20 protein-coding genes are annotated in these 20,318 nt (G+C 48.7%); 17 read left to right on the plus strand and 3 right to left on the minus strand.

Translation table 11 applies throughout. From position 1 onward, the window contains the following. The first annotated feature begins 20 nt into the window (after positions 1–20). From sohB to ACJJIB_RS09030, 3 genes are all read left to right on the plus strand, one after another. Entirely contained in the window at positions 21–1,166 is a 1,146-nt protein-coding gene (gene sohB / locus ACJJIB_RS09020) for a protease SohB (RefSeq protein ID WP_252085392.1), read from the plus strand. A gap of 54 nt (positions 1,167–1,220) precedes the next feature. Continuing rightward, positions 1,221–2,234: a YhdH/YhfP family quinone oxidoreductase gene (locus tag ACJJIB_RS09025; protein ID WP_252085393.1), complete on the plus strand. Its 1,014-nt coding sequence runs from the start codon at positions 1,221–1,223 to the stop codon at positions 2,232–2,234. 168 nt (positions 2,235–2,402) lie between these two features. Then, positions 2,403–3,668 carry a patatin-like phospholipase family protein gene (locus ACJJIB_RS09030; RefSeq protein WP_444888615.1) on the plus strand — a complete coding sequence of 422 codons (1,266 nt, stop codon included), beginning with the start codon at positions 2,403–2,405 and terminating at the stop codon, positions 3,666–3,668. A 101-nt stretch (positions 3,669–3,769) separates the two neighbouring features. Here ACJJIB_RS09030 and ACJJIB_RS09035 read toward each other — a convergent pair whose 3' ends face one another. Beyond that, complete coding sequence (locus tag ACJJIB_RS09035; RefSeq protein ID WP_444888616.1) at positions 3,770–4,510, minus strand: pseudouridine synthase; 741 nt, start codon at positions 4,508–4,510, stop codon at positions 3,770–3,772. Positions 4,511–4,965: 455 nt separating this feature from the next. Between ACJJIB_RS09035 and ACJJIB_RS09040 the strand changes: the two genes are divergently transcribed. Further along, entirely contained in the window at positions 4,966–6,174 is a 1,209-nt protein-coding gene (locus ACJJIB_RS09040; RefSeq protein ID WP_444888617.1) for an RtcB family protein, read from the plus strand. Between the two features lie 133 nt (positions 6,175–6,307). Then, complete coding sequence (locus ACJJIB_RS09045; protein ID WP_444888618.1) at positions 6,308–6,532, plus strand: hypothetical protein; 225 nt, start codon at positions 6,308–6,310, stop codon at positions 6,530–6,532. On the opposite strand, the gene ACJJIB_RS09050 is transcribed toward ACJJIB_RS09045, so the two are convergent. Then, positions 6,529–6,924: a YchJ family protein gene (locus tag ACJJIB_RS09050; RefSeq protein ID WP_444888619.1), complete on the minus strand. Its 396-nt coding sequence runs from the start codon at positions 6,922–6,924 to the stop codon at positions 6,529–6,531. The two genes, ACJJIB_RS09045 and ACJJIB_RS09050, sit on opposite strands and share 4 nt — an antisense overlap. Positions 6,925–7,096: 172 nt before the next feature. Here ACJJIB_RS09050 and ACJJIB_RS09055 point away from each other — a divergent pair, with 172 nt between their 5' ends. From ACJJIB_RS09055 to ACJJIB_RS09080, 6 genes are all read left to right on the plus strand, one after another. Continuing rightward, a complete protein-coding gene (locus tag ACJJIB_RS09055) occupies positions 7,097–7,624 on the plus strand; it encodes a TetR/AcrR family transcriptional regulator (RefSeq protein WP_252085399.1) in 528 nt (175 codons plus the stop codon). A 34-nt stretch (positions 7,625–7,658) separates the two neighbouring features. Beyond that, the gene (locus ACJJIB_RS09060; RefSeq protein ID WP_252085400.1) at positions 7,659–8,723 is read left to right on the plus strand and encodes an efflux RND transporter periplasmic adaptor subunit; all 1,065 of its coding nucleotides are present in this window, start codon (positions 7,659–7,661) and stop codon (positions 8,721–8,723) included. Positions 8,724–8,768: 45 nt separating this feature from the next. Continuing rightward, on the plus strand, positions 8,769–11,876 hold the full coding sequence (locus ACJJIB_RS09065) for an efflux RND transporter permease subunit (RefSeq protein ID WP_444888620.1): 3,108 nt from the start codon (positions 8,769–8,771) through the stop codon (positions 11,874–11,876). Between the two features lie 257 nt (positions 11,877–12,133). Next, complete coding sequence (locus tag ACJJIB_RS09070; RefSeq protein WP_444885399.1) at positions 12,134–12,685, plus strand: HNH endonuclease family protein; 552 nt, start codon at positions 12,134–12,136, stop codon at positions 12,683–12,685. 97 nt (positions 12,686–12,782) lie between these two features. After that, on the plus strand, positions 12,783–15,476 hold the full coding sequence (locus ACJJIB_RS09075; protein ID WP_444888621.1) for a DEAD/DEAH box helicase: 2,694 nt from the start codon (positions 12,783–12,785) through the stop codon (positions 15,474–15,476). Positions 15,477–15,579: 103 nt separating this feature from the next. After that, entirely contained in the window at positions 15,580–15,882 is a 303-nt protein-coding gene (locus tag ACJJIB_RS09080; RefSeq protein WP_252085404.1) for a hypothetical protein, read from the plus strand. 101 nt (positions 15,883–15,983) lie between these two features. Here ACJJIB_RS09080 and ACJJIB_RS09085 read toward each other — a convergent pair whose 3' ends face one another. Beyond that, on the minus strand, positions 15,984–16,289 hold the full coding sequence (locus ACJJIB_RS09085; RefSeq protein WP_252085405.1) for a DUF6471 domain-containing protein: 306 nt from the start codon (positions 16,287–16,289) through the stop codon (positions 15,984–15,986). A gap of 148 nt (positions 16,290–16,437) precedes the next feature. Here ACJJIB_RS09085 and ACJJIB_RS09090 point away from each other — a divergent pair, with 148 nt between their 5' ends. The 6 genes from ACJJIB_RS09090 to ACJJIB_RS09115 are packed head-to-tail and all read left to right on the plus strand — an operon-like array spanning position 16,438 to position 20,318. After that, complete coding sequence (locus tag ACJJIB_RS09090; protein ID WP_444885397.1) at positions 16,438–16,842, plus strand: DUF2170 family protein; 405 nt, start codon at positions 16,438–16,440, stop codon at positions 16,840–16,842. Next, positions 16,839–17,534 carry a PspA/IM30 family protein gene (locus ACJJIB_RS09095; protein ID WP_252085407.1) on the plus strand — a complete coding sequence of 232 codons (696 nt, stop codon included), beginning with the start codon at positions 16,839–16,841 and terminating at the stop codon, positions 17,532–17,534. The genes ACJJIB_RS09090 and ACJJIB_RS09095 overlap by 4 nt, the downstream gene beginning before the upstream one ends. 4 nt (positions 17,535–17,538) lie before the next feature. Next, a complete protein-coding gene (locus tag ACJJIB_RS09100; protein WP_252085408.1) occupies positions 17,539–18,612 on the plus strand; it encodes a potassium channel family protein in 1,074 nt (357 codons plus the stop codon). Further along, a complete protein-coding gene (locus ACJJIB_RS09105) occupies positions 18,597–19,250 on the plus strand; it encodes a YjfK family protein (protein ID WP_252085409.1) in 654 nt (217 codons plus the stop codon). The genes ACJJIB_RS09100 and ACJJIB_RS09105 overlap by 16 nt, the downstream gene beginning before the upstream one ends. 15 nt (positions 19,251–19,265) lie before the next feature. After that, positions 19,266–19,682 (plus strand): DUF350 domain-containing protein, encoded by a 417-nt coding sequence (locus tag ACJJIB_RS09110; protein ID WP_252085410.1) that lies wholly within the window; start codon positions 19,266–19,268, stop codon positions 19,680–19,682. Positions 19,683–19,694: 12 nt separating this feature from the next. Next, positions 19,695–20,318: a DUF1190 domain-containing protein gene (locus ACJJIB_RS09115; RefSeq protein ID WP_444888622.1), complete on the plus strand. Its 624-nt coding sequence runs from the start codon at positions 19,695–19,697 to the stop codon at positions 20,316–20,318.

The raw sequence follows: 20,318 nt of genomic DNA on the forward strand, positions 1-20,318 counted from the left end.
GGCAGCAATCTGGAGTATAAGTGGAATTTTTAATTGAATACGGCCTGTTCTTGGCAAAAATAGTAACTGTTATCGTTGCCCTGATGGTGTTGATAGGTTTTATTTTTGCTAATCGAGAGCAGCTTAAAGAGAGGGTGCAGGGACACATCAGTGTTACTCGATTGAATGACCGCTACGAGCAGTTTAAAGAAACTCTGCTCGAAGCCGTTATGGAAAAACACGAGTTTAATCAGCGTAAAAAGCAGCTGGCAAAGGATAAGAAAGCTGAGGAAAAAGCCCTGGCTAAAAAACATAAAGCGGCGGCCAAAGAGAAAACCTCCAAAGAGGGCAATCTAGGCGGTGAGACGAAAGAGCCACAAGCTGATGCCCGTGAGGCAGAGAAAATCTCGGATTCGACAGATGGGCGCAAGCGTATTTTTGTCACCCACTTTAATGGCGACATCAAAGCCAGTGAGCTTTCGCGTTTGCGGGAGGAAATTACTGCAATTCTTCAAGTTGCAGAGGCTGGTGATGAGGTACTGCTCTGCTTGGAAAGCCCCGGAGGAATGGTGGCCAACTATGGTCTGGCCGCAAGCCAGTTGGCACGTGTACGTAGTGCGGGCATTCAGCTCACTATTGCAGTGGATAAAGTGGCGGCAAGTGGCGGTTATATGATGGCCTGCGTGGCAGACAGAATTCTTGCTGCACCTTTCGCAATGTTGGGCTCTATCGGTGTTTTGGCGCAGCTACCTAACTTTAATCGCTTGCTAAAGCGTCACGATGTGGATTATGAGCTTTTCACTGCGGGTGAGTTCAAGCGCACAGTAACCATGTTCGGAGAAAATACTGAAGAGGGACGTGAGAAATTCCAGAGTGATCTGGAGGAAATACATGTACTTTTCCAGCACTTTATCAGTGAGTACCGCCCCAACTTGGATGTTGCCAAGGTTGCAACAGGGGAAGTTTGGTTTGGGCAAAAGGCTCTGACAATGGGCCTTGTGGATGAGTTGAAAACATCTGATGAGTACCTGACAGATTGTGCTAAACATGCTGACCTATTTCAGGTGGAATACAAAGAGAAGAAAAATATCGCCAAGAAAATGGGGTTGGCTGCTGAGGCCGGGGTAGAGTCGGCCCTGACACGTCTATTCTCAAGATTGAGCGCATGGCGTCATCACGCCCAGTAAGAGATGTCGACAAGGGCAATTTATAGGGCAGTTTGTCATTAGGATAAAGCAGGCATGAATAGTTCTCAGGAAAGGGAGTTTCGGGCCATTAGGGTGGAAGAGGTGGCCGCAGGAAAATTTGATCAACTACTGGTGAAGCGACATCTCCGAGATTTGCCCAGTAACCCCTTGTTGCTTAGAGTTTCCTATTCCTCTCTGAACTACAAGGATGCTATGTCTGCATTTGGAAACCGCAGTATCACCAGAGAGTACCCGCACACTCCAGGGATTGATGCCGTAGGCTCGGTGCTCGAAGACCAAAGTGGTAAATTCACGCCAGGAACTGAACTCTTAGTCACAGGTTATGATTTAGGCATGAATACCCCCGGTGGCTTGGCGGAGGTTACTGCTGTTCCCTCTGAGTGGGCTCTACCGCTTCCTGAGGGGCTCAGCGCCAGGGAATCTATGGCGCTTGGTACTGCGGGGTTAACCGCTGCCCTCTGTGTGGACCGGCTATTGGAGGCTGGAGCCATGCCAGAAGATGGTGAAGTATTGGTCAGCGGTGCTACTGGCGGAGTCGGGTCAATTGCGGTGGCGCTGCTGGCAAAGTTGGGCTTTCGAGTAGCTGCGGTGACCGGGAAACTTGAAGCGGCAGACTTTCTCGCTGAATTGGGTGCTTGGAAGGTACTTGATCGAGATACTTTAGCGCCATTTGCCAACAAGGCCATGGCTAAACCCTTATGGGCTTGGGCTGTAGATACAGTAGGCGGGGAAACCCTTTTTAATGTGGTTAAATCCCTAGCATACGGTGGTGGTGTAGCGGCATGTGGTATGGCTTCGGGCGCACAGTTTCATGCAAATGTATTCCCTTTTATTTTGCGAGGTATCAGTCTGCTGGGCGTTGATAGTGTAGAGCTGCCAGTAGAAAAGAAAGCCGCGGTTTGGCAAAAGCTAGCTGGCCCATGGTATATCGGCGATAAGCTAAAACTTATTGCGGAAGATATATCACTTGAACAGGCACCGGAATTTCTGGCACGGTTACACCGAGGCCATGGCATCGGCCGCTATGTCGTTAATATGGCACTTTAGATCTCTTGAGTATTTCAGAGTTTATTTGGAGAAAAAATTACAGCTGAACAGGCGAATGACAGTCATCTGCCTCTTTATATAAGTAATGGTGTTTGTCTGTGCCTGTGCTTTTCAATAGCCTTATAGCCAGTAGCGTGATTTATAGCCTGTTTCTGTTGGAAGATGACAGTGTCTCAAGGTAACGAAAAGTCCCTGATTCCGGTGCAGAACAGCGCGTTAGTGCTCTCGGGTGGTGGCGCCCGTGCTGCTTATCAGGCCGGGGTTCTCAAAGCCCTAGCAGAAGTTGTGCCCGAAGATAACCCGCGCCCTTTTAAAATTATTTGCGGCACATCTGCTGGCGCTATGAATGCCATGATGCTGGCCGCTCACCCAGGTACATTTAAAGAAGCGATCGAGAGTATGTGCTCGGTGTGGATGAACCTGAGTGTGGAGCGGGTGTACCGCACTAGCTGGTTTAGCTTAATTAGTAATTTATTGTCTATTAGCCGTTCGCTGTTTAATCAGGGTGTTGGGAGAGAAAAACCTCTTGCACTTCTCGATAATTCCCCCTTGCGTCAGCTTTTGCTGGATGTAATTAATTTCGATAATATCCAAAAAAATATCGACGCAGGCCATCTACACGCAACTTGCATTAATGCGCTTTCATATAGTGAGGGCGAGTCGGTGAGCTTTTATCAAGCTGCGGATGGTGTGAGAGGTTGGCAGCGCTTTCGCCGGTTTGGAGTTTCCACCCGCTTGACGGTGGATCACCTGCTCGCCTCATCTGCAATCCCCGCAATTTTTCCTGCAGTAAAAATCGACGATATTTACTACTGCGATGGTGCAATTCGTCAAATGGCTCCCATCAGCCCGGCCTTACACCTTGGAGCTAAGCGTGTCTTTATCGTAGGTGTTTCCGATAACCGCTCTCCAGTTCACTGGGGTAGTCGGCGTAGCAATAATCAGGTTCATTCTCCCTCAATGGCCCAGATTACTGCTCAGTGGTTCAATGCTGCTTTTATTGATAGCTTGGAAGGGGATTTGGAACATTTGGATAGGGTTAATACCTTACTGGATTCTGTGGAAGAAGATAAATTTGCCGATCTCTCTCCTCTTCGGCCAGTAGAATCCGTGGTTATTGAACCATCGCAGAGTCTCGCCAGATTGGGAGGGAGAAAATTAAAGTATCTACCGCCGGCGTTGCGTTGGTTATTTCGCTCCACAGGTGCGACGCGGTCTGGAGGTGGAGTCTCCGCGGCAAGTTACTTGCTATTTGAGCGGCCCTATATTGAGGAGTTGATTGAGCTTGGCTACCAGGATGCAATGTGGGAGAAAGATAAATTGCGCTATTTCTTGAGGCCTCAGCCCAAGCTTGAGGTGGAGCGAAGAGGCCTCTTTGGTTCACGTAAAAAGAGTATCGAGGATCAGCTTGGGCAGGGAGATGTTTCGTCGTAATTTGGACTGCCTGCTAACGATTTGAATTAAGTGTGATTTCTATTTAGGAGATCTCGCTCAAACACAGTGTTTCTTGGTTTTCTAATTTTATTCCCTTTGCTTCAGTGGTTGAGTGCATCAGACCAGCCAAATGTCTGCAGAAGCTTCATGAACTTTCCTCGTGGTTCGGCCTGTAATACTAATAATTTTTGACTGGCTGGGTGCTGTAATTTTAATTTTACGGCATGTAGTAGCAGTCTCCCACAATTAAACTGCTGAGAAAAAAAATGGTTGTGGGAAGATTTTCCATATTTGGGGCAACCAATTAAGGGGTGGTGAATATGCTTGAAGTGTCTGCGGATTTGATGTCGGCGACCAGTTTTCAGCTGAATTTCTACCAGTGAATATCGGCTGGTGGGATAGCGATCCACCTCATAAGGTAGTTCTATGGTGGCGAGCCGCTGAAAGAGGGTGATGGCCTCCTGGCGGGGAAGCTCTGACTTGGGGCGTTTCCTCTGGTGTTTAAAGTCTGCTACCGGTGGGAGTGGGTAATCAATGGTCTCCTGTTCGGGGCAGTATCCGCGGCAAACAGCAAGATATTTCTTTAGGGAGCCCTTACCTTCCAGTTGATGTTGGAGTTGAGCGGCGACCGCACTGCTTTTGCCAAAAATAATAACTCCAGATGTAGGCTTATCTAGTCTGTGAACTGGGTATAAATGATAACCACTTAGATTGCGGAGGTGCTGCAGGAGGATACGTGTCTCGTGACGGTCTATCTCGGAACGGTGAACGAGCCAGCCTTCAGGCTTATAAGCGGCAAGCAGGTGTTCGTCCTCATAGATAATCTCTGGTTCACAACTCATGGTTTGATCTGATACAGGCTCATATGTCGGCTGCTTAGTGTATTGCCGAAACGTAGTGATTGCATATAAAAAATGCCTCAGTTAATTGGTTATTAATACCTGATAGTAACTTGTTGAGAAAAAATACTAAAAAGTAGTTTAAATTTAGGTTGACTTATTACGGCTAGGCAATAAAATTTGTCACATAGTTTGTTGTCGGCATGAGTTGCTTAAAGCTGGCATTTTTTATTAGTTATTTCTTGATTGACGTGGAACGCAGCCACGAAGGAGCCATGAAATGCGAAATGTGGATATTAACAACCTGTTTTTTTGATCGCTTTTCATGTGCATCTGCTTGAAAAGTGGTTGAGCTTTTCAAGCCAGAATTCTCTAGAGCCCTGGCATTTGCCGGGGCTTTTTTGTTTGGGGCTTTGGAGAGCTTTTAATGATTTATTGGATCAATCCAAGGACTCTATATGCCTGTAAAAATTGTGCTAAATAGAAATGCACAGCAAGGTAGTGTGCCGGTAAAAATATATACCGATGAAATCGAGCCGCAGGCCTTGCAGCAGCTAAAAAATATTGCTCAGTTACCAATCGTACACTCCCATGTTGCGGCAATGCCGGATGTACATTTAGGAAAAGGGGCAACCGTTGGTTCTGTGATCCCAACAGTAGATGCGGTAATCCCATCAGCGGTAGGGGTGGATATTGGCTGCGGAATGAATGCAGTGCGAACTTCGTTACATGCCCATCAGTTGCCTGACAACCTGAAAGCATTGCGGGAGGCCATTGAGGTGAAAGTACCCATTGGACAGGGTCGTCACAAGATGATCAGTGCCAGGGAATCTGCCTGCAAACTTTTAGCTCCCGGTGTGGATAGGTTGTTTGAAAAACATCCTGGGCTACTAAAAAGGCTGCATCAGCCACAGAAAACTTGGGTTACCCAGATGGGGACCCTGGGTGGCGGCAATCATTTTATTGAAATTTGTCTGGATGAAAATAATGCGGTTTGGGTGATGCTGCACTCAGGCAGTCGAGGTGTTGGCAATGCTATTGGACAGCACTTTATCCAGTTGGCTCGAAAGGATATGGCAGGACATATACGTAATCTGCCAGATAAAGATTTGGCTTACTTTTCCGAAGGTAACCACCATCTTGATGATTACATCGAGGCGGTAAGCTGGGCCCAGGAGTACGCTAGAGTTAATCGGGAGGAAATGATGAAGTTGGTTTTGAATTGTCTCAAAAATCATCTGCCAAAATTTACGCTCACCAGTGAGGCAATCAATTGTCATCACAATTATGTAGTGCGCGAACGCCATTTTGAGCAGGATGTTTTTATTACCCGTAAAGGGGCGATCAGTGCGAAAAAAGATCAGCTGGGAATTATTCCAGGCTCAATGGGAGTCAAGTCCTATATTGTGCGTGGACGTGGTATTGCCGAATCATTCCACTCATGCGCTCATGGAGCTGGCCGCAAAATGAGTCGTAGCGCAGCGCGCCAGAGGTTTACCAGGCAGGATCTTGAAGAGCAGACTAGGGGTGTTCAATGCCGTAAAGATAAGGGAGTGATTGATGAAATTCCGGCGGCCTATAAAGATATAGATCAAGTTATGGATAATCAGTCAGACCTTGTCGAAGTGGAGCATACCCTGCGTCAGGTAATATGTATTAAGGGGTAGACTTCTAGTTTGTAGCAGTTTTGAAAAGGAGTTATTTGATGTGGCATAAGCCGGTTACTTGGCTGAGACTAGCAGGAAAATACCTTGACTGTTGGTACTTGGCTGCCAAAATTTTCGATAAAGGAGAATGTATATGAAAAAAAATCCACCTAAGGGGAGTGGGAAAATTCGCAATTATATCGCGCGTAATCCACTTATGGGGAAGGGTGGTGCGCACGTTAAAGCAAAGTCAGGAAAACGTTTTTTAAATAAACAAAAAATGAGGAAGGAGGTGCGGGAGTGGAGGGGCTCCCGCGATACTTACTCTCTTGTAGTTGCAGTTCGTTTTATTTTGCCACTGACTCTTGCCGGTTTTTAGGTTCTGCCTTCTTCAGGCCATCCGGGGAGCGCTTCCAGGTACACCCACTTTTTTTTGTAGAGTTTGAACAGGGATACTTCATGAATTACATGTTCCTGCTCATTTTCTGAATACCACGCCTTAAACTCTACCACCGATCTCTTCAGGCCAGCTTTGCTTTTAATAACCTCCAGTCTCGTCCACTGGGTCTCCAGGTCCTCCTGGCGAAGATCCGGACAGGTGTCTGGATGCCAAGTTTTGCGCAGATAGGCCAGGTTTCCCATCGCATAAGCGCAATAACGGCTGCGCATTAGGTTCTCTGCAGTATTGGGATAGGCTTGCCCAGAGAGGAAGAGGTTGCAACAGCTCTGAAATTTCTTACCTGAGCCGCAGGGGCAGGCATGATCCGTCATAAGTAACTCCGTAATCGGGGGCGCTCACTTTCACTGGTTCGGTCAGCGCGTTTCGTAAACACTTTTTAACCTTGCTTGACGGTGACAGAGGGTAGCATAGCTTGATCTTTTGCTGGGGAGCGTTAAGATACCGACCAGCCGGTTGGTTTGTTAGGTAATCCCGGGAGGTCATGTGTCTAGAGTCGATAAATCTGCCATTGTCCGTGCTGCCGAAGAGGTGGTGCGAGAGAAGGGGGCACGCAAGCTCACTCTCGATGCAGTGGCTACCCAGTGCGGGTTAAGTAAGGGTGGTTTAATTCATCACTTCAGAACCAAACAGTCTCTTCTCAAAGCGATGTTGGAGGCAGCGATTGCCAGGGAAGATGCCAGTGCTGAAGCTTGCACCAAAGCTGGCGGCGATTTGTTGACCTCTCGGCTGAGTTCCATTTTTGAACTAATGGAAGATGATGAAGGCTTGCCCCGTTCATTGATTGCAGCAGTAGCCGAAGATCCGGCACTCCTGGAACCAGTTAAGGTTAAGGAGGCTGAATTGCGCAGTGAAATCTCCCAAACCTACAAAGACCCCGAGTTTGCACAGCTGTTGATTCTCGCAGCCCAAGGTATGTTCTTTGGGCGTGTGTTGGGTGTGGTGGAGCCAGAAGATCCGATGCTCACCCGTTTACGCGAACGTTTGTTGATGCTTTCTGCAGATCTCACCTGATTTTTTTCTTAAACACGCTTTTTGGATGACGAATATGAAATTGTCGGTAAGTTCTCGTGCCCCACTAGCCCTGCTTATGGCAGCGGTGGTCATTCTTGCGGGTTGCTCCGGCTCGGAGAAAGAAGAGCAGCGCGCTGAGCGGCTGTGGCCGGTGAAAGTAGCCACCGTTCAGAGCACCAATAAAGTGGCAGATCGCCAATTTGCAGGCAGGGTAAAAGCTGTGCAGAGCGTGGACCTTTCTTTTCAGGTTGGCGGTAAGCTCGATAAGCTAAATCTTCGAGAGGGCGAAATCATTCCTAAAGGCACTTTGATTGCCGAGCTTGACGATCGCGATTACCGGCGCCGGGTAAAGGAAGCTCGGGTAAATGTAGAGCTTCTGGAGAAAACATTGAATCGACAGCGCTCACTGGCAAGTTCGAAAGTGATTTCCCAGCAGCAGCTTGATGAAACTGAGAGTAACTTTGACCTTGCCAAAGTAACCCTGGAAAGAGCGGAACAGGATTTAGCTTATACCAAGCTGACAGTTCCCTTTGATGCGTTGGCAACACGGCAGCTTGTCGAGAATTACACTAACGTTCAGCCAGGCCAGCCCATTGTGCGCTTACAGAATATTTCTGAGGTGCGTATACAAATTTCTGTACCGGAAAAAATGTTGGCTACTGTCAACGAAGAGCAAATAAGCTCAGTGTTAGCGGAGTTTGAGTTTCTTCCGGGTGAGCAGTTTGCTTTGCAATACCGTGAACACCAAGCGGAAGCCGACAGTGTAACCCAGACCTACGCGGTGGAGCTGGGGATGCCGCGACCGCAGAATGTTCAGATCCTTCCTGGTATGACTGCCCGAGTGACGGTCAAAATGAAAGAGGGCAGCGGAGATTTTTGGATTCCTCTGGCGGCGGTGCAGAGTAATAGTGAGGGGAAACCCTATGTCTGGCAAATTAATGAAGATCAATCGGTTTCCAAGGTTCAGGTGGCTCTTGGCCGTACCAATGGTGAAGCCGTACAGATCACTAAGGGCTTGTCAGCAGCGATGAAGTTGGTAGCTGCGGGTGGTCAGCATCTCTATGACGGTGCAAAAGTTCGCAATTATGTACAGCACTAATTTTTTGCTTGAGAGCTCTGGCCCTGTAAACAGGGGGGAAATGTTGTGAAGATTTCTGACACATTTATCGAAAAGCCGGTTTATAGCTGGCTACTAATGTTGATTTGCCTGATCGGCGGACTCTGGGGGCTTTCGGATATTGGCCGCCTTGAAGACCCTGCCTTTACCATTAAAGAAGCGCGAGTGTATACCTTCTACCCCGGTGCCAGTGCACAAAGGGTGGAAGAAGAGGTTACGGAAAAGCTTGAGGTCGCTATCCAGCAAATGGGACAGTTGGATAAGGTTTCCTCTACCTCTAGTCCGGGAATGTCAGAAATCCGTGTAGAGATTAAGGATCAATACGCCTCCGCAGAACTGGCTCAGGTATGGGATGAGCTGCGTCGCAAAGTCAATGATGCCCAAAGTGACCTTCCCAGTGGGGCATATCCCTCGGTGGTCAATGATGACTTCGGTGAAGTTTACGGTATTTATTATGCGATTACCGGTGAAGGTTTTTCCCTGACCGAAATGCGTGAAATCACCAAAGCGATTCGTCGTGAACTGCTCGGTGTTGAGGGGGTGGCGAAAGTTTCCCGTTCTGGAATCATTGATGAAGTCGCCTATTTGGATATTGATGAGTCCCGACTCGCTCAGTTTGGATTCTCTCTCGATGATCTAGCCCAGGTTCTGCAATCGGAAAGCTCCACACAGAAAGTTGGAGAAATCGGTGGTCAGGATTTGCGCACCCGCATCGTAGTGGATAATCCTGCAAGTGACTTGGAAGCAATCCGTAATATTCTTGTGGGTGTACCTGGTTCAACGGCAATGTTGGCCATCAGAGATATCGCAGATATCTCCCTGGGTTATGATGAAAGCCCTAGCTTTATTGCCCGCTATGATGGAAATCAGGCTGTATTGCTTGGCATAGCGGGAGCTGAAAATACCAATATTGTTAATGTTGGTAAGGCTGTAGAGGCCAAGCTTGAGGAGATAAAACAGGCACTGCCGCTGGGGGTGGAAATTCACCCGGTTTATGCCCAGCACCAAGTGGTAGAAGAGAGTGTCGATGGCTTTCTGTTTAATCTCGTCTCTTCAGTTGTGATCGTTACCCTCGTACTCTGTGTATTTATGGGCTGGCGCTCTGGCGTGGTGGTGGGTACCGTGCTTGGTCTTACGGTTCTGGGTACCGTATTAATCATGAACCTGTTTGGTTTGAACCTGCAGAGGATTTCTCTTGGTGCCCTCATTATTGCCATGGGTATGTTGGTTGATAATGCTATCGTAGTTGCAGAAGGCATGTTGATGGGGGTTCAACGAAATGAGGAGCCCAAGAGCGCTGCCAGCCGGGTAGTGCGCCAAACATTCTGGCCGCTTTTGGGGGCCACTGTAATTGGTATTATGGCTTTCTCTGGTATTGGACTGTCTGATGATGCCACCGGTGAATTTCTCTTCTCTCTGTTTGCTGTGATTGGGATTTCATTGCTGCTCAGCTGGATTCTCGCTGTAACTGTAACGCCCTATTTGGGGTATCACCTGTTCAAACCCGGTAAGAATTCAGATTCTGAAGACCCCTATAATGGTCGTTTTTACAACATGTATTCCGGAGCCTTAGCAGGAGCATTAAGGCATCGTGGCCTCACCATCGGCTTACTCGTTGCCGTTACATTAGTAAGCTATTTTGCTTTTGGGTTTGTAAAGCAGGGATTCTTCCCCAACTCCAATGCACCGCTGTTCTATGTGAATTACTTCTTGCCACAGGGCAGTGATATCAACCGTACTGATAAGGCTCTTCAACAGGCAACAAAGTATTTTAAAGAGCAGGATGAGGTGGTTTCGGTAACGGCTGTCGCTGGTCGGGGAGCCGATCGCTTTATGCTCACTTATGCTCCTGAACCGCCCAACGCTTCCTATGGTCAGCTAATTGTTCGCACTGAGAATCGCGAGCAGATCGCTCAACTGATAGAGAGGGCAAAGGCGCAGTTACGTGAAGAGCAGCCTGAAGCATTGATTACCTTTAAGCGCCTGGTGTTTGGCCCTGGTGGTGGTGCCGATGTGGAAGTGCGAATTTCTGGTCAGGATTTTCAGACCTTGCGTGCGCTTGCCGTAGATGTTGAGCAACAGTTTCGTGAGAAGGGCCTGGAAGATATTCGCCATGATTGGCGCAGTAGAGAGCCGACTATCCATGCCCACCTTGATGATGAGCGTGCTCGCGTAGCTGGTGTCACGAATACAGATATTAGCCGGATGATTCAATTTGCCTCTGCCGGTTATACCGTGGGTGATTTTGAGAGCGGGGATCGTATAATCCCTATTATTGCGCGAATGCCGGAAGGGGATAGGAACCAAGTGGGTTCCCTGGAGGATCGTTTGGTCTGGAGCCCTAACGAGCAAGGGTATATTCCGGCGGGACAGTTGATCACGGATTTTGAGGTTACTGCAGATGAGGGCCTGATCCAAAGGCGTGATAGGGTTCCGACCATCACTATCAGTGCCGATGCTCCGGAAGGCGTTACTGCTATGGCCGCGTTTGGGAGAATTCGCCCCTGGGTAGAAAGTATGCAGTTACCACCAGGCTTTAAAGTGGAATTTGGTGGTGAGTATGAAAGCTCTACCGATGCACAGAAGTCTCTGGGTAAAGGCTTGCCACTTGGCTTCCTAATCATGATCCTGGTATCGATCTTGTTGTTCGGTACTGTACGTGAGCCCGTAATTATCTGGCTGGTAGTTCCCATGTGTTTGGTGGGCGTAGTTGTAGGCTTGTTGGCGACGGGGCTGCCTTTCGGATTTATGTCACTTCTTGGTGTATTGAGTTTATCCGGAATGCTGATTAAAAACGCTGTGGTTTTGGTCGATGAGATCGAAGTGCAAACACATGCGGGCCTGCCCAGACTCACTGCTATTCAGCGTGCTAGCGTAAGTCGCTTGCGTCCGGTCTTCCTTGCAGCTGTGACCACTATTTTAGGAATGTCGCCACTGCTATTTGATGCTTTCTTTGCGGATATGGCGGTAACCATTATGGGGGGGCTGGGTTTTGCCACTGTGCTTACGCTGATTGCTATCCCTGTTTTCTACGCGGTCTTCCACAAGGTTAAGCCTAATGAGGTGGAAGGTAATCTAGATGAGGTGAATTTAAAGTCGCAGCCAGCCCCTGCTAAAGAGATTGTCTCTGTATAGTGCGATGAGCCTGCGTTGATGGTGGGTAATTCGAGATCCTGCGCAATGCCTTTTTGAGTATTGCGTGGGATCATCCTTCCTTTCCCTGGTACTCGTGGTTTCTAACTGCCTCCGTAGCGCCGGTTCATACACTTATCTTTTCCTTTCGCTGTTTGTAGGTAATTAATGGTTTCGTTTTACCTCAGTTTGAACCGGTACATACAATCCCGATCAGTTTTCTAGTAATCTAAAGATCTGATTTGATTGGTAGTTGATGTATGAGTGTTCGGTCAATTTCAAGATTTTGTGTGTGCTTCTTTTTATTTTCTTTCAGTTTTTCTGCTCTGGCGATTAGTTATGAGAGATCAGAGTGGTTACCCAAGTGGTCTGACACAGATAGGGATTGCCAAGATACCCGACATGAGCTGTTGATACGGTACTCCCTTTCGCCAGTTACTTATACTCGCGCCAACGGCTGTAAGGTGGATACTGGGTTGTGGCTAGATCCTTATACTGGCAATTTTTACAGCAAAGCTTCTGATCTGGATGTGGAGCATATTGTGCCCCTTAAGTGGGCCCATGATCACGGAGGAGCTGGGTGGAGCCGCGCAAAGAAAAGGCGCTTTGCTGAGGATATCGATAATCTCTGGTTGGTGGATGATGGCCGCAATCAAAGTAAAGGGCACAAAGGGCCAGATGAGTGGATGCCACCCTATGCGCCCGTCGGTAAAATATATGTTCAGCGATTTATTTCTATCGTAGAGAAATATGGACTGAGCCTGAGTCGAGATGAATCTCGCAAACTACGCACAATAGCGAGTGAGGGCTAGCCAGTCTAAATGCCAACTGGCACATTGAGTGGGGAGTGTCGTCCCGGTGGTACAATTTCGGGCAGGACTTTGCCTCTAATTGGAAGCATGGATAGTTATGCGGGACTCCTCTAAGTTGTTGGTCGAATATTTCAGACGCTGCTATCAGGCGGATAGTCATGATTTATCACTGAGTAATATTGCCCGGCTTGCGGGTAATCGCCGGGTATTTTTCAGAGAGCGGGACTTTTTAGCCAGTGGAGAGTTGCCCAGAGTGCCATTGGTGGGGACCTCGGCTACTAAGCTCGTAGAGCTAACGGATGCTTACCGAAAAGAGCGGAGTTTAATCTATTCGGTGTTCTTTATCTCTGGTGAACTCCCGAGCCAGCTAGGACTTAGTTCCAAGCGTCAATTGTGTGCCCCGCTACTGTATTTTTCTGCCCGTCTTTGTTCTGACGAAGAGTATTTTGTGGAGGTCAACACGGCTGATCTCCATATCAACCTTCCACTGCTGCGCTTGATCCTTAAGCCGGATATAGACTCGAGAGTGACAGATAGCTTCCCTATACCGAGCTTTCCGTTGGATAGTACCCAGGTGGCAGCCATGGGTCGCTGGCTGGAACAAAATAGTCGGTTAACCGGTATTGAAGAGATTAGTCGCTGGCCGAATCTACAGACGGTTGATTGTGATGAGTTGGGTAGGGCTCCAGCTCTGGCAATAAGCAGTGCCTGCGCCCTCATTCTGGCTGATAGGTCGCGGGGATCGCGCGGTGTTCTTCATGAGCTGAAACTTCTAGGCCGAGAACGAAACTTTTCTGCTCCATTAAATTTGGCCCTCGGGGAGGAGGTTGTTGATTTCCGGCAAAGTGACAGTGAGCCGGAGATGTTGCCGGGACTTTTGAGTGAGGCTCAGGAAAGGGCTTTGCGAAATGCTGCGAAGATGCCCTTGAGTCTGGTTTCCGGCCCGCCAGGCACCGGTAAGAGTTTTACCATTGCCGCAATGGCGATTGACCAAATGCTGCATGGCAATACTGTTTTGGTAGTTTCTAAAACCCCCCAGGCCATAGATGTTGTGCGGCTGAAGTTGCGTGAGACCTATGACTTACAGGAAGGGTATGTACATGCAGGTGAAAAGGGTTTTATACCCAGCCTGAAATTTCATTTGGATTCTTTGCTCAAAGAGGGGGTTGCAGCTCCCGAGGTGAGCGCTACCAACCAAAAGCGTGGTCTTAAAGTAATACTCAAATCAATGCGTAAAGCTGAGCGCCGTTTTAATGGGGCGTTAAGTGCCGCTCAGAAACTCGGTTCCGAAGGTTTTGGTGCTTGGTTGCTGGCATTGAGATTGCGCATTTTAGGTCGGCAACTGGATACGGAATCACTATGGGAATTCCAGGAGGTAATCGGGACCTTGCGTAAAAATTTTGAGCGGCATGCGTCTCAATTTATTAATGCTTATCGAAAAGAGGCCCTTCTTAATCTTTTAAAGCATGAAAGAAGGCATTTATCGGCTTTCAATCAGGCTCTCAGGGCTAGAACCTCCAAAACGCAAGCAGAGCGTTTTGCTCAAACGAATATGCAGGTTGTTTTACAGGCGTACCCAATTTGGCTTGTGAGCCTGGATGAGCTAAATGAAGTATTGCCTCTCTCCCGCGAGCTCTTTGATCTAGTTATCTTTGATGAGTCCACCCAGTGTGATATCGCCAGCGCCCTACCAGCATTACACCGAGCAAAACGTGCGGTTGTCGTCGGGGATGGCAAGCAGCTGCGTCACGTCTCCTTTTTATCTGTGGCGCAACAACAACAATTGTGGGAAGACCTAGGCAGCCCTGAAGAATTACCTATGAAGTTGAGTTACCGGGACCAGTCCTTGTTGGATATTGTCTCTGACTCCCTGGGTAGTCAACAGGCCGTTACCTTACTGGATGAACACTATCGCAGTCAGCCGGAGTTAATTGCTTTTAGCAATAACGCTTTTTATACAGATCGACTCAAGGTAATGCAGGCTAGACCGGTAGCCTCCAGTGAAAGGACTTTAACTCTGCATTACTTGGAGGGAAAGCGAGCAAAAAATGGCAGAAATCGGCTGGAAAAGGATTGGATACTTGAGCAGCTGCGTGAACATACTCATCGCTATGCCGACTCACCACTCAAGCCAACGGTTGGAATTCTTTCTCCTTTCAGGGAGCAGGCGGATTATCTGGCATCCGAAGTGGATAAGGCCTTCCCGACAGATGTGCTGCGCAGTTTCTCCGTCTTGGTTGCAACCCCTTACGGATTTCAGGGAGAGGAGCGGGACCTGATGCTCTTGTCTTTTTCTGTAGACAATCAGTCTCTGCGTGCAGCGACTTATCTTAATCGTGCCGACATGTTTAATGTTGCTGTGACCCGGGCTAAAGAGAGGCAGTTGGTGGCTTATTCCATCAGCCCAGAATCTCTGTCACCTGAGCACTTGCTGCGGCGCTATGTTGATTTTGAACATGAGGCGGGCCTAAGTACTCCACAAAAAGTCTTTCCCTGCGAGTTTGCTGAAGAGGTGAGTGCGAGCCTACGGATGGCGGAGGTCAGACATTGGGTTGCATTCCCTATCGCCGGCCAGCGTATTGACGTGGTCTGCGAATACCACGGCCGAGTCCTGGGGGTGGATTTGATCGGTTTTCCTGGGGAGTATCGGTATCACTTTACTACCCAGACTTATAAAGTGTTGCACAGGGCGGGGGTTACTGTTTTGCCATTACCCTATGCCAGCTGGAAGCGTGACCCAGAGAGCTGCCTTAGACGTATTCTTGCGGTTTTGAAGAGGGATCACCTTTAGGGTAGTGGGGGCTCACTCTTAGAAGTGGATACACAAAATGAAAGTTGCGCCGGGGCTGCTAGGCTTTATAGGAGTTCAGCTTGCAGTTTAGCCGAGTACGCCTATGAAATTGTGGTTATTAATACCCTGCTTTTGGGTGACTGCCGTAGCAGCTGTGGATGTGATATTTGTGGATGCCCAGCAGCAACAGGGGGTGCGAAGCCCGACCTTAAGCTTTTGTCAGGCGCGATTCTATGAGGAGGATGACGGCCGCCTTTACTGTAACTGGGCAGTCAATTTTCGCTATGCCTGTTTTGTATGGTGGCCAACCAATAAAATAATACCGGCAGGAGCCAAACTCTCTGAACCAGAGGTTGTCGGTAAGTGTGGTAACGGTGAGCCGGTTTATAAGCTCCATCACTACTAGCTATTCAGCGGGCCTGGTTGCTAGATTTTATAGCATGCTCTGTCTTCGAGTTTAGCGATTTACTTCCTATTGGTACTGCGTGATAGAGCATGTTAGCTTCTCTATTGTTCGGTATTGAGTCCTTGATCTTGCAGTTCTCGCGCTTGCTTAAGGATTTCAGGCATGGCGCTGTCTTCCACCGATAAGGCATCAATGATGGCTGCCAGTAGATCTGCAGAAAACATGCATTTGCTCACCTTGCTGCGCAGGTTTTCCGTGGTCATTGAAATCCCTCTTTCGGCCAGGGCCTGGGCGAGATCCCCGTAACGCATACCCCGCAAAGCCATAGATGCGCGCACATAGCGGGCGATAGCCTGTTTGTACGGAGCCAGTGCTTGCTGGTTACTGAGGCTTTGCTTGTGGTCCATGGGCTCGACTCCGTTACAGTTGATGTCACTTATGTGGTAAATATTATCTTTGTGTGTATTATTTGCAACATAAGTTTGAAATAAGTTATTGACCGCCTTTTTTTTGATGCTATATTTGTGACTAATATTCCACAGCGAGGGAGTCGAGATGACCTGGAACCATGAGAATCTACGCCATTTGGCGGAAAGCCACACCGGATGGGTGGTGGAATCTGAGGGAGAGTGCCTCAGTATTTCCAATGACGAAGGAGTCGATGCATTCGTTTATGTCGGTGAGAAGCAGATCGTTGTCGAGAGCATCTTGTTCCCGGTCAGCCAGGTAGCCGACGTGGTCGCCCTTAATGAGTTGATTCTCCAGACTCATCAACTGGTTCCCCTGACGTCGATCGCCATCACCATGATTGGCGGTGAGCGTTACTATGTCGCTTTTGGCGCTTTGTCTGTGTCCAGTAAGGACGAAGTGGTAATTGAAGAAGTTGAAACCCTGTTCTCCAATGTGGGTGACTTCCTGGATTTATATGCTGATCATTTTGAAATGGAGGGTGTAGCATGAGCCTGAGAAAAATTTGGACTGCCTTGAAAGGCGCGGTCAATGAAGGAACTGAAGCCGTTGCGGACAGCCAGTCTATCCGTATCCTCGATCAAGAACTGCGGGAGGCAAAGGCCGAATTGAAAGCTTGTGATGAGAACCTGACTAAAATCATGGCCAAGCGTAAGCTGGCAGAAAGTAAGGTAGAGTCTCTAAAAGCCGATATTGAGACTTACAGCAACCACGCAATCAGTGCCAGCGAGAAAGGTGATGATAGCCTGGCTTTGGAGTGTGCCGAGCGTGTTACTGAGCTGGAAGCTCAACTCGAAACGGAACAGAGCCTCTTGGATGGCTTCATCAACTCTGAGCGTACCCTGAAAGGGAATATCTCCAAGGCGAAAATTAATGTCCGCCGTATGGAGCAGCAGATTGACCAGATCAAGGCCACCGAATCTGTACAAAAGGCCCAAGTAGCCGTTTCCTCCCGCCATATGGGGGCTAACAGCAAAATCAAAACGGCCCTGGACAGCCTTGATCGTATCAAGACCAAGCAACAGGAGCGTGCTGCGGAGCTGGAAGCTGCTGAAGAGCTGGCAACAGAGGAAAGTGGCTCTGGTCTGGACGCCAAGCTGAAGGCGGCGGGCATTAAGCCCGGTGGCCAGGTCAGCGGCAGCGACAAGCTGGCCCAGCTACTGGCGAGCCGCCAAAAGGCCTGATCCAGTGCTACTTTATCGAGTGCGGCGCCTTCTGGCGTCGCTTTTTGTTAAGGCCAATATACTAACCATTCTTGTCGGCGTGCTGGGTTATGTAATGGGGAGTTACCTATTACTCAGTGCTGCAGGGGAGCATGAGATTGTTGACCCCGCCAACTTTATATATTGGCTGATAGTGACTGCTTCCACAGTAGGCTATGGCGATTTCTCGCCGGTAACGCCCGCAGGTAAAGTGGTTGTGGCAACCTGGGTGATCCCCTTTGGATTGAGTCTATTCGCTTTGGTGCTTACCAAGGTGGGCTTTGTAATTTCAGAGTTTGTGCATAGAGGAAAGAGAGGGTTGCGCATGACAAACCATGTAAATCATACGGTTATAATTGGCTGGAATGGAACGCGAACCCTTCGTTTGATAGAGCTGCTGTTATCGAAAACCAATGGTACAGCAACAGATATCGTGCTTTGTGTCGAGGCCGACATCGAGAATCCCATGCCGGGTAAAATTGATTTTGTCCGGGTTGAATCCTTTTCCCATATTGAGAGCATGCAGCGCGCCGCACTTGTCGATGCCGCGCGAATCATTATCGATAATCCCCTGGATGATGTCACGCTCACCACAGCTTTGTTCTGTGACAAACTCAGTCCCAATAGCCATAAAACAGCCTATTTCCAGGATGAAAATGTCGGTGAGCTATTGCGCTCACACTGCCCGAATATTGAATGCATCCCCTCAGTAGCGGTGGAATTACTGGCTAAATCCTCCCTGGACCCCGGTTCTGCCAGATTACACCGGCAGCTTCTGGATAGCACTTATGGAATGACTCAGTACAGTATTGAGTATCAGGGTGAACGGCCATTGTTATTTTCTGCTCTGTTTGATCATTTTAAAAAGAATTTGTCCGCAACCTTGATTGCGGTACGTCGTCAGGGAATAGTTAAAATTGATGTAAACCCCGCGTTGACCGATGAGGTGAACAGGGGGGATATGCTCTATTACATTTCTGCTAAGCGGCTTACAGAAAAGCGCTGCTTCGATATAAAAATGAATGAAGGAGAGGGGACAGGTACGTGTTTACCAAGCTGATTGACAAACTCAAAGGTAAAGATATTCCAAAGGTGAAAACCCCGGAAATTATGGGATTGCGACTCGGCGCAAGTTTTGAACTGGACCCATTGGCTATTCGCCTGATACTGGATGAACTCACGATTGAATCCTGTTCTCCAACGCAGATTATCAAAGCCGCCGGAATTGTAGAGCTCGATGGAGCCTGGGTTTATCGGTTTTATACTGATGACGATGCCTGGCTACAGGTTGTGGCAGAAGGCGGTCAAAGTGATGAGCATGTAGTAGACGTAAAGCTGTTTCACTTTTACGATACCCTCGATGTCGCCAATCAGCAGGTTTGGGACAGGCTTCTAAAGCAGGAAATCGGTGCAGCTAATTACCAATTGCAGGACCGTAACTATCAGAGAGTCTGGACTGCTACAGGTGATTATCACAACCCGGTGCATATGGCCGAGAAGACCTATGACGCCGATGGGGACTATTCCCTCACCGACCAATTCACCATGCTTTTTGAACGCGATTTGTCCGATCAGCGTACCGAATCCCTGTTCCTTTCAGCGGAAGAGAAAGAGGAGGACGCTGGTTACCTGAGTCGCAGCCTGGTGATTAGTACCGGTATAACTTTGACACCATCACAGCTGACTATTCACGGATAATAAGGAGATGTATTAATGGACCAGCCCTACGATTTGATGACTGGTATCCTCCATTTTGCGGCCTATTTTGGCCTGTCACTGGTATTTTTAATCGCGTTTAAATTTCTTTATGCACTAGTGACACCCCATGACGAATGGAAGTTAATCCGTGAAGACAAAAACGCAGCCGCTGCCATTGGATTTGGTGGTGCGGTGCTGGGTTTTGCCATTGCTGTTGGCGGCGCTGCCAGTAACTCTGTTTCCATTATTGACTTTGCCACTTGGGCAGTGGTTGCTCTAATCGCTCAGCTTATTGCCTTTGCGATTATTCGTTTTGGCTTTATGCCACGTATTGTTGAGCGCATTGAAGACGGTGAAGTCAGCGCGGGTATTATGCTGGCAGCTACCACTATTTCTGTTGGTGTCCTCAACGCGGCTTGCATGAGCTATTAAGCGGAGGTGAGGATGAAGCGTAGTAAAAATATTAATCTTGCGCGGATGCGCAAGGGCAGGGGGGCAAGTTTTGTTTTACGCCCCCTGGCTCTGGGTATCACCGTGGCTCTGGTGGGCTGCTCCTCCGATGAAGAGGTTAAGGTGGTGTCCTCTGTCGAGGACTGTGTGAATAATACACAGCTTGATGAAGCCCAATGTGAGGCGGCCTACCAGAAGGCCCTCGCGGAAGCTGAGCGGACTGGGCCCAAATATGCCAATTTGTCCCAGTGTGAGACGGAGTTCGGTAGTTGTCGCGAGAGTAGCAGCGGTTTTTGGATGCCACTGATGACCGGTTTTATGGTCGCCTCTATATTGAATGATAATGACCGGCGCTATCACTCCTACGGTCATTACAACCCGGTATACCGTTATTCTGCCTCCGGCTCCCGCTATTATGATCGCCTGATGACCGCTGATGGTCAGGTTATCGGTCGCTACGGTAAAAACTCCTATACCGTAGATAAAACTGCGATGGATCCCAAGCCCAAGGTTACCAAGACGGTTTCACGCGGGGGCTTTGGAGCGGTCGCTTCAGCCAAATCCAACTGGGGTGGCGGACGCTCTAGTAGCAGTCGCTCCCGAAGCTGGGGGGGCTGA

The organism is Microbulbifer mixtoriginis (SeqCode), assembly GCF_052467705.1.

Excerpts from the sequence above, each read along its gene's own strand:
- ACJJIB_RS09025 (WP_252085393.1), top strand. The coding sequence starts at position 1,221 with ATGAATAGTTCTCAGGAAAGGGAGTTTCGGGCCATTAGGGTGGAAGAG.
- ACJJIB_RS09035 (WP_444888616.1), bottom strand. The coding sequence starts at position 4,510 with ATGAGTTGTGAACCAGAGATTATCTATGAGGACGAACACCTGCTTGCC.
- ACJJIB_RS09040 (WP_444888617.1), top strand. The coding sequence starts at position 4,966 with ATGCCTGTAAAAATTGTGCTAAATAGAAATGCACAGCAAGGTAGTGTG.
- ACJJIB_RS09045 (WP_444888618.1), top strand. The coding sequence starts at position 6,308 with ATGAAAAAAAATCCACCTAAGGGGAGTGGGAAAATTCGCAATTATATC.
- ACJJIB_RS09050 (WP_444888619.1), bottom strand. The coding sequence starts at position 6,924 with ATGACGGATCATGCCTGCCCCTGCGGCTCAGGTAAGAAATTTCAGAGC.
- ACJJIB_RS09060 (WP_252085400.1), top strand. The coding sequence starts at position 7,659 with ATGAAATTGTCGGTAAGTTCTCGTGCCCCACTAGCCCTGCTTATGGCA.
- ACJJIB_RS09070 (WP_444885399.1), top strand. The coding sequence starts at position 12,134 with ATGAGTGTTCGGTCAATTTCAAGATTTTGTGTGTGCTTCTTTTTATTT.
- ACJJIB_RS09075 (WP_444888621.1), top strand. The coding sequence starts at position 12,783 with ATGCGGGACTCCTCTAAGTTGTTGGTCGAATATTTCAGACGCTGCTAT.
- ACJJIB_RS09080 (WP_252085404.1), top strand. The coding sequence starts at position 15,580 with ATGAAATTGTGGTTATTAATACCCTGCTTTTGGGTGACTGCCGTAGCA.
- ACJJIB_RS09085 (WP_252085405.1), bottom strand. The coding sequence starts at position 16,289 with ATGGACCACAAGCAAAGCCTCAGTAACCAGCAAGCACTGGCTCCGTAC.
- ACJJIB_RS09090 (WP_444885397.1), top strand. The coding sequence starts at position 16,438 with ATGACCTGGAACCATGAGAATCTACGCCATTTGGCGGAAAGCCACACC.
- ACJJIB_RS09095 (WP_252085407.1), top strand. The coding sequence starts at position 16,839 with ATGAGCCTGAGAAAAATTTGGACTGCCTTGAAAGGCGCGGTCAATGAA.
- ACJJIB_RS09110 (WP_252085410.1), top strand. The coding sequence starts at position 19,266 with ATGGACCAGCCCTACGATTTGATGACTGGTATCCTCCATTTTGCGGCC.
- ACJJIB_RS09115 (WP_444888622.1), top strand. The coding sequence starts at position 19,695 with ATGAAGCGTAGTAAAAATATTAATCTTGCGCGGATGCGCAAGGGCAGG.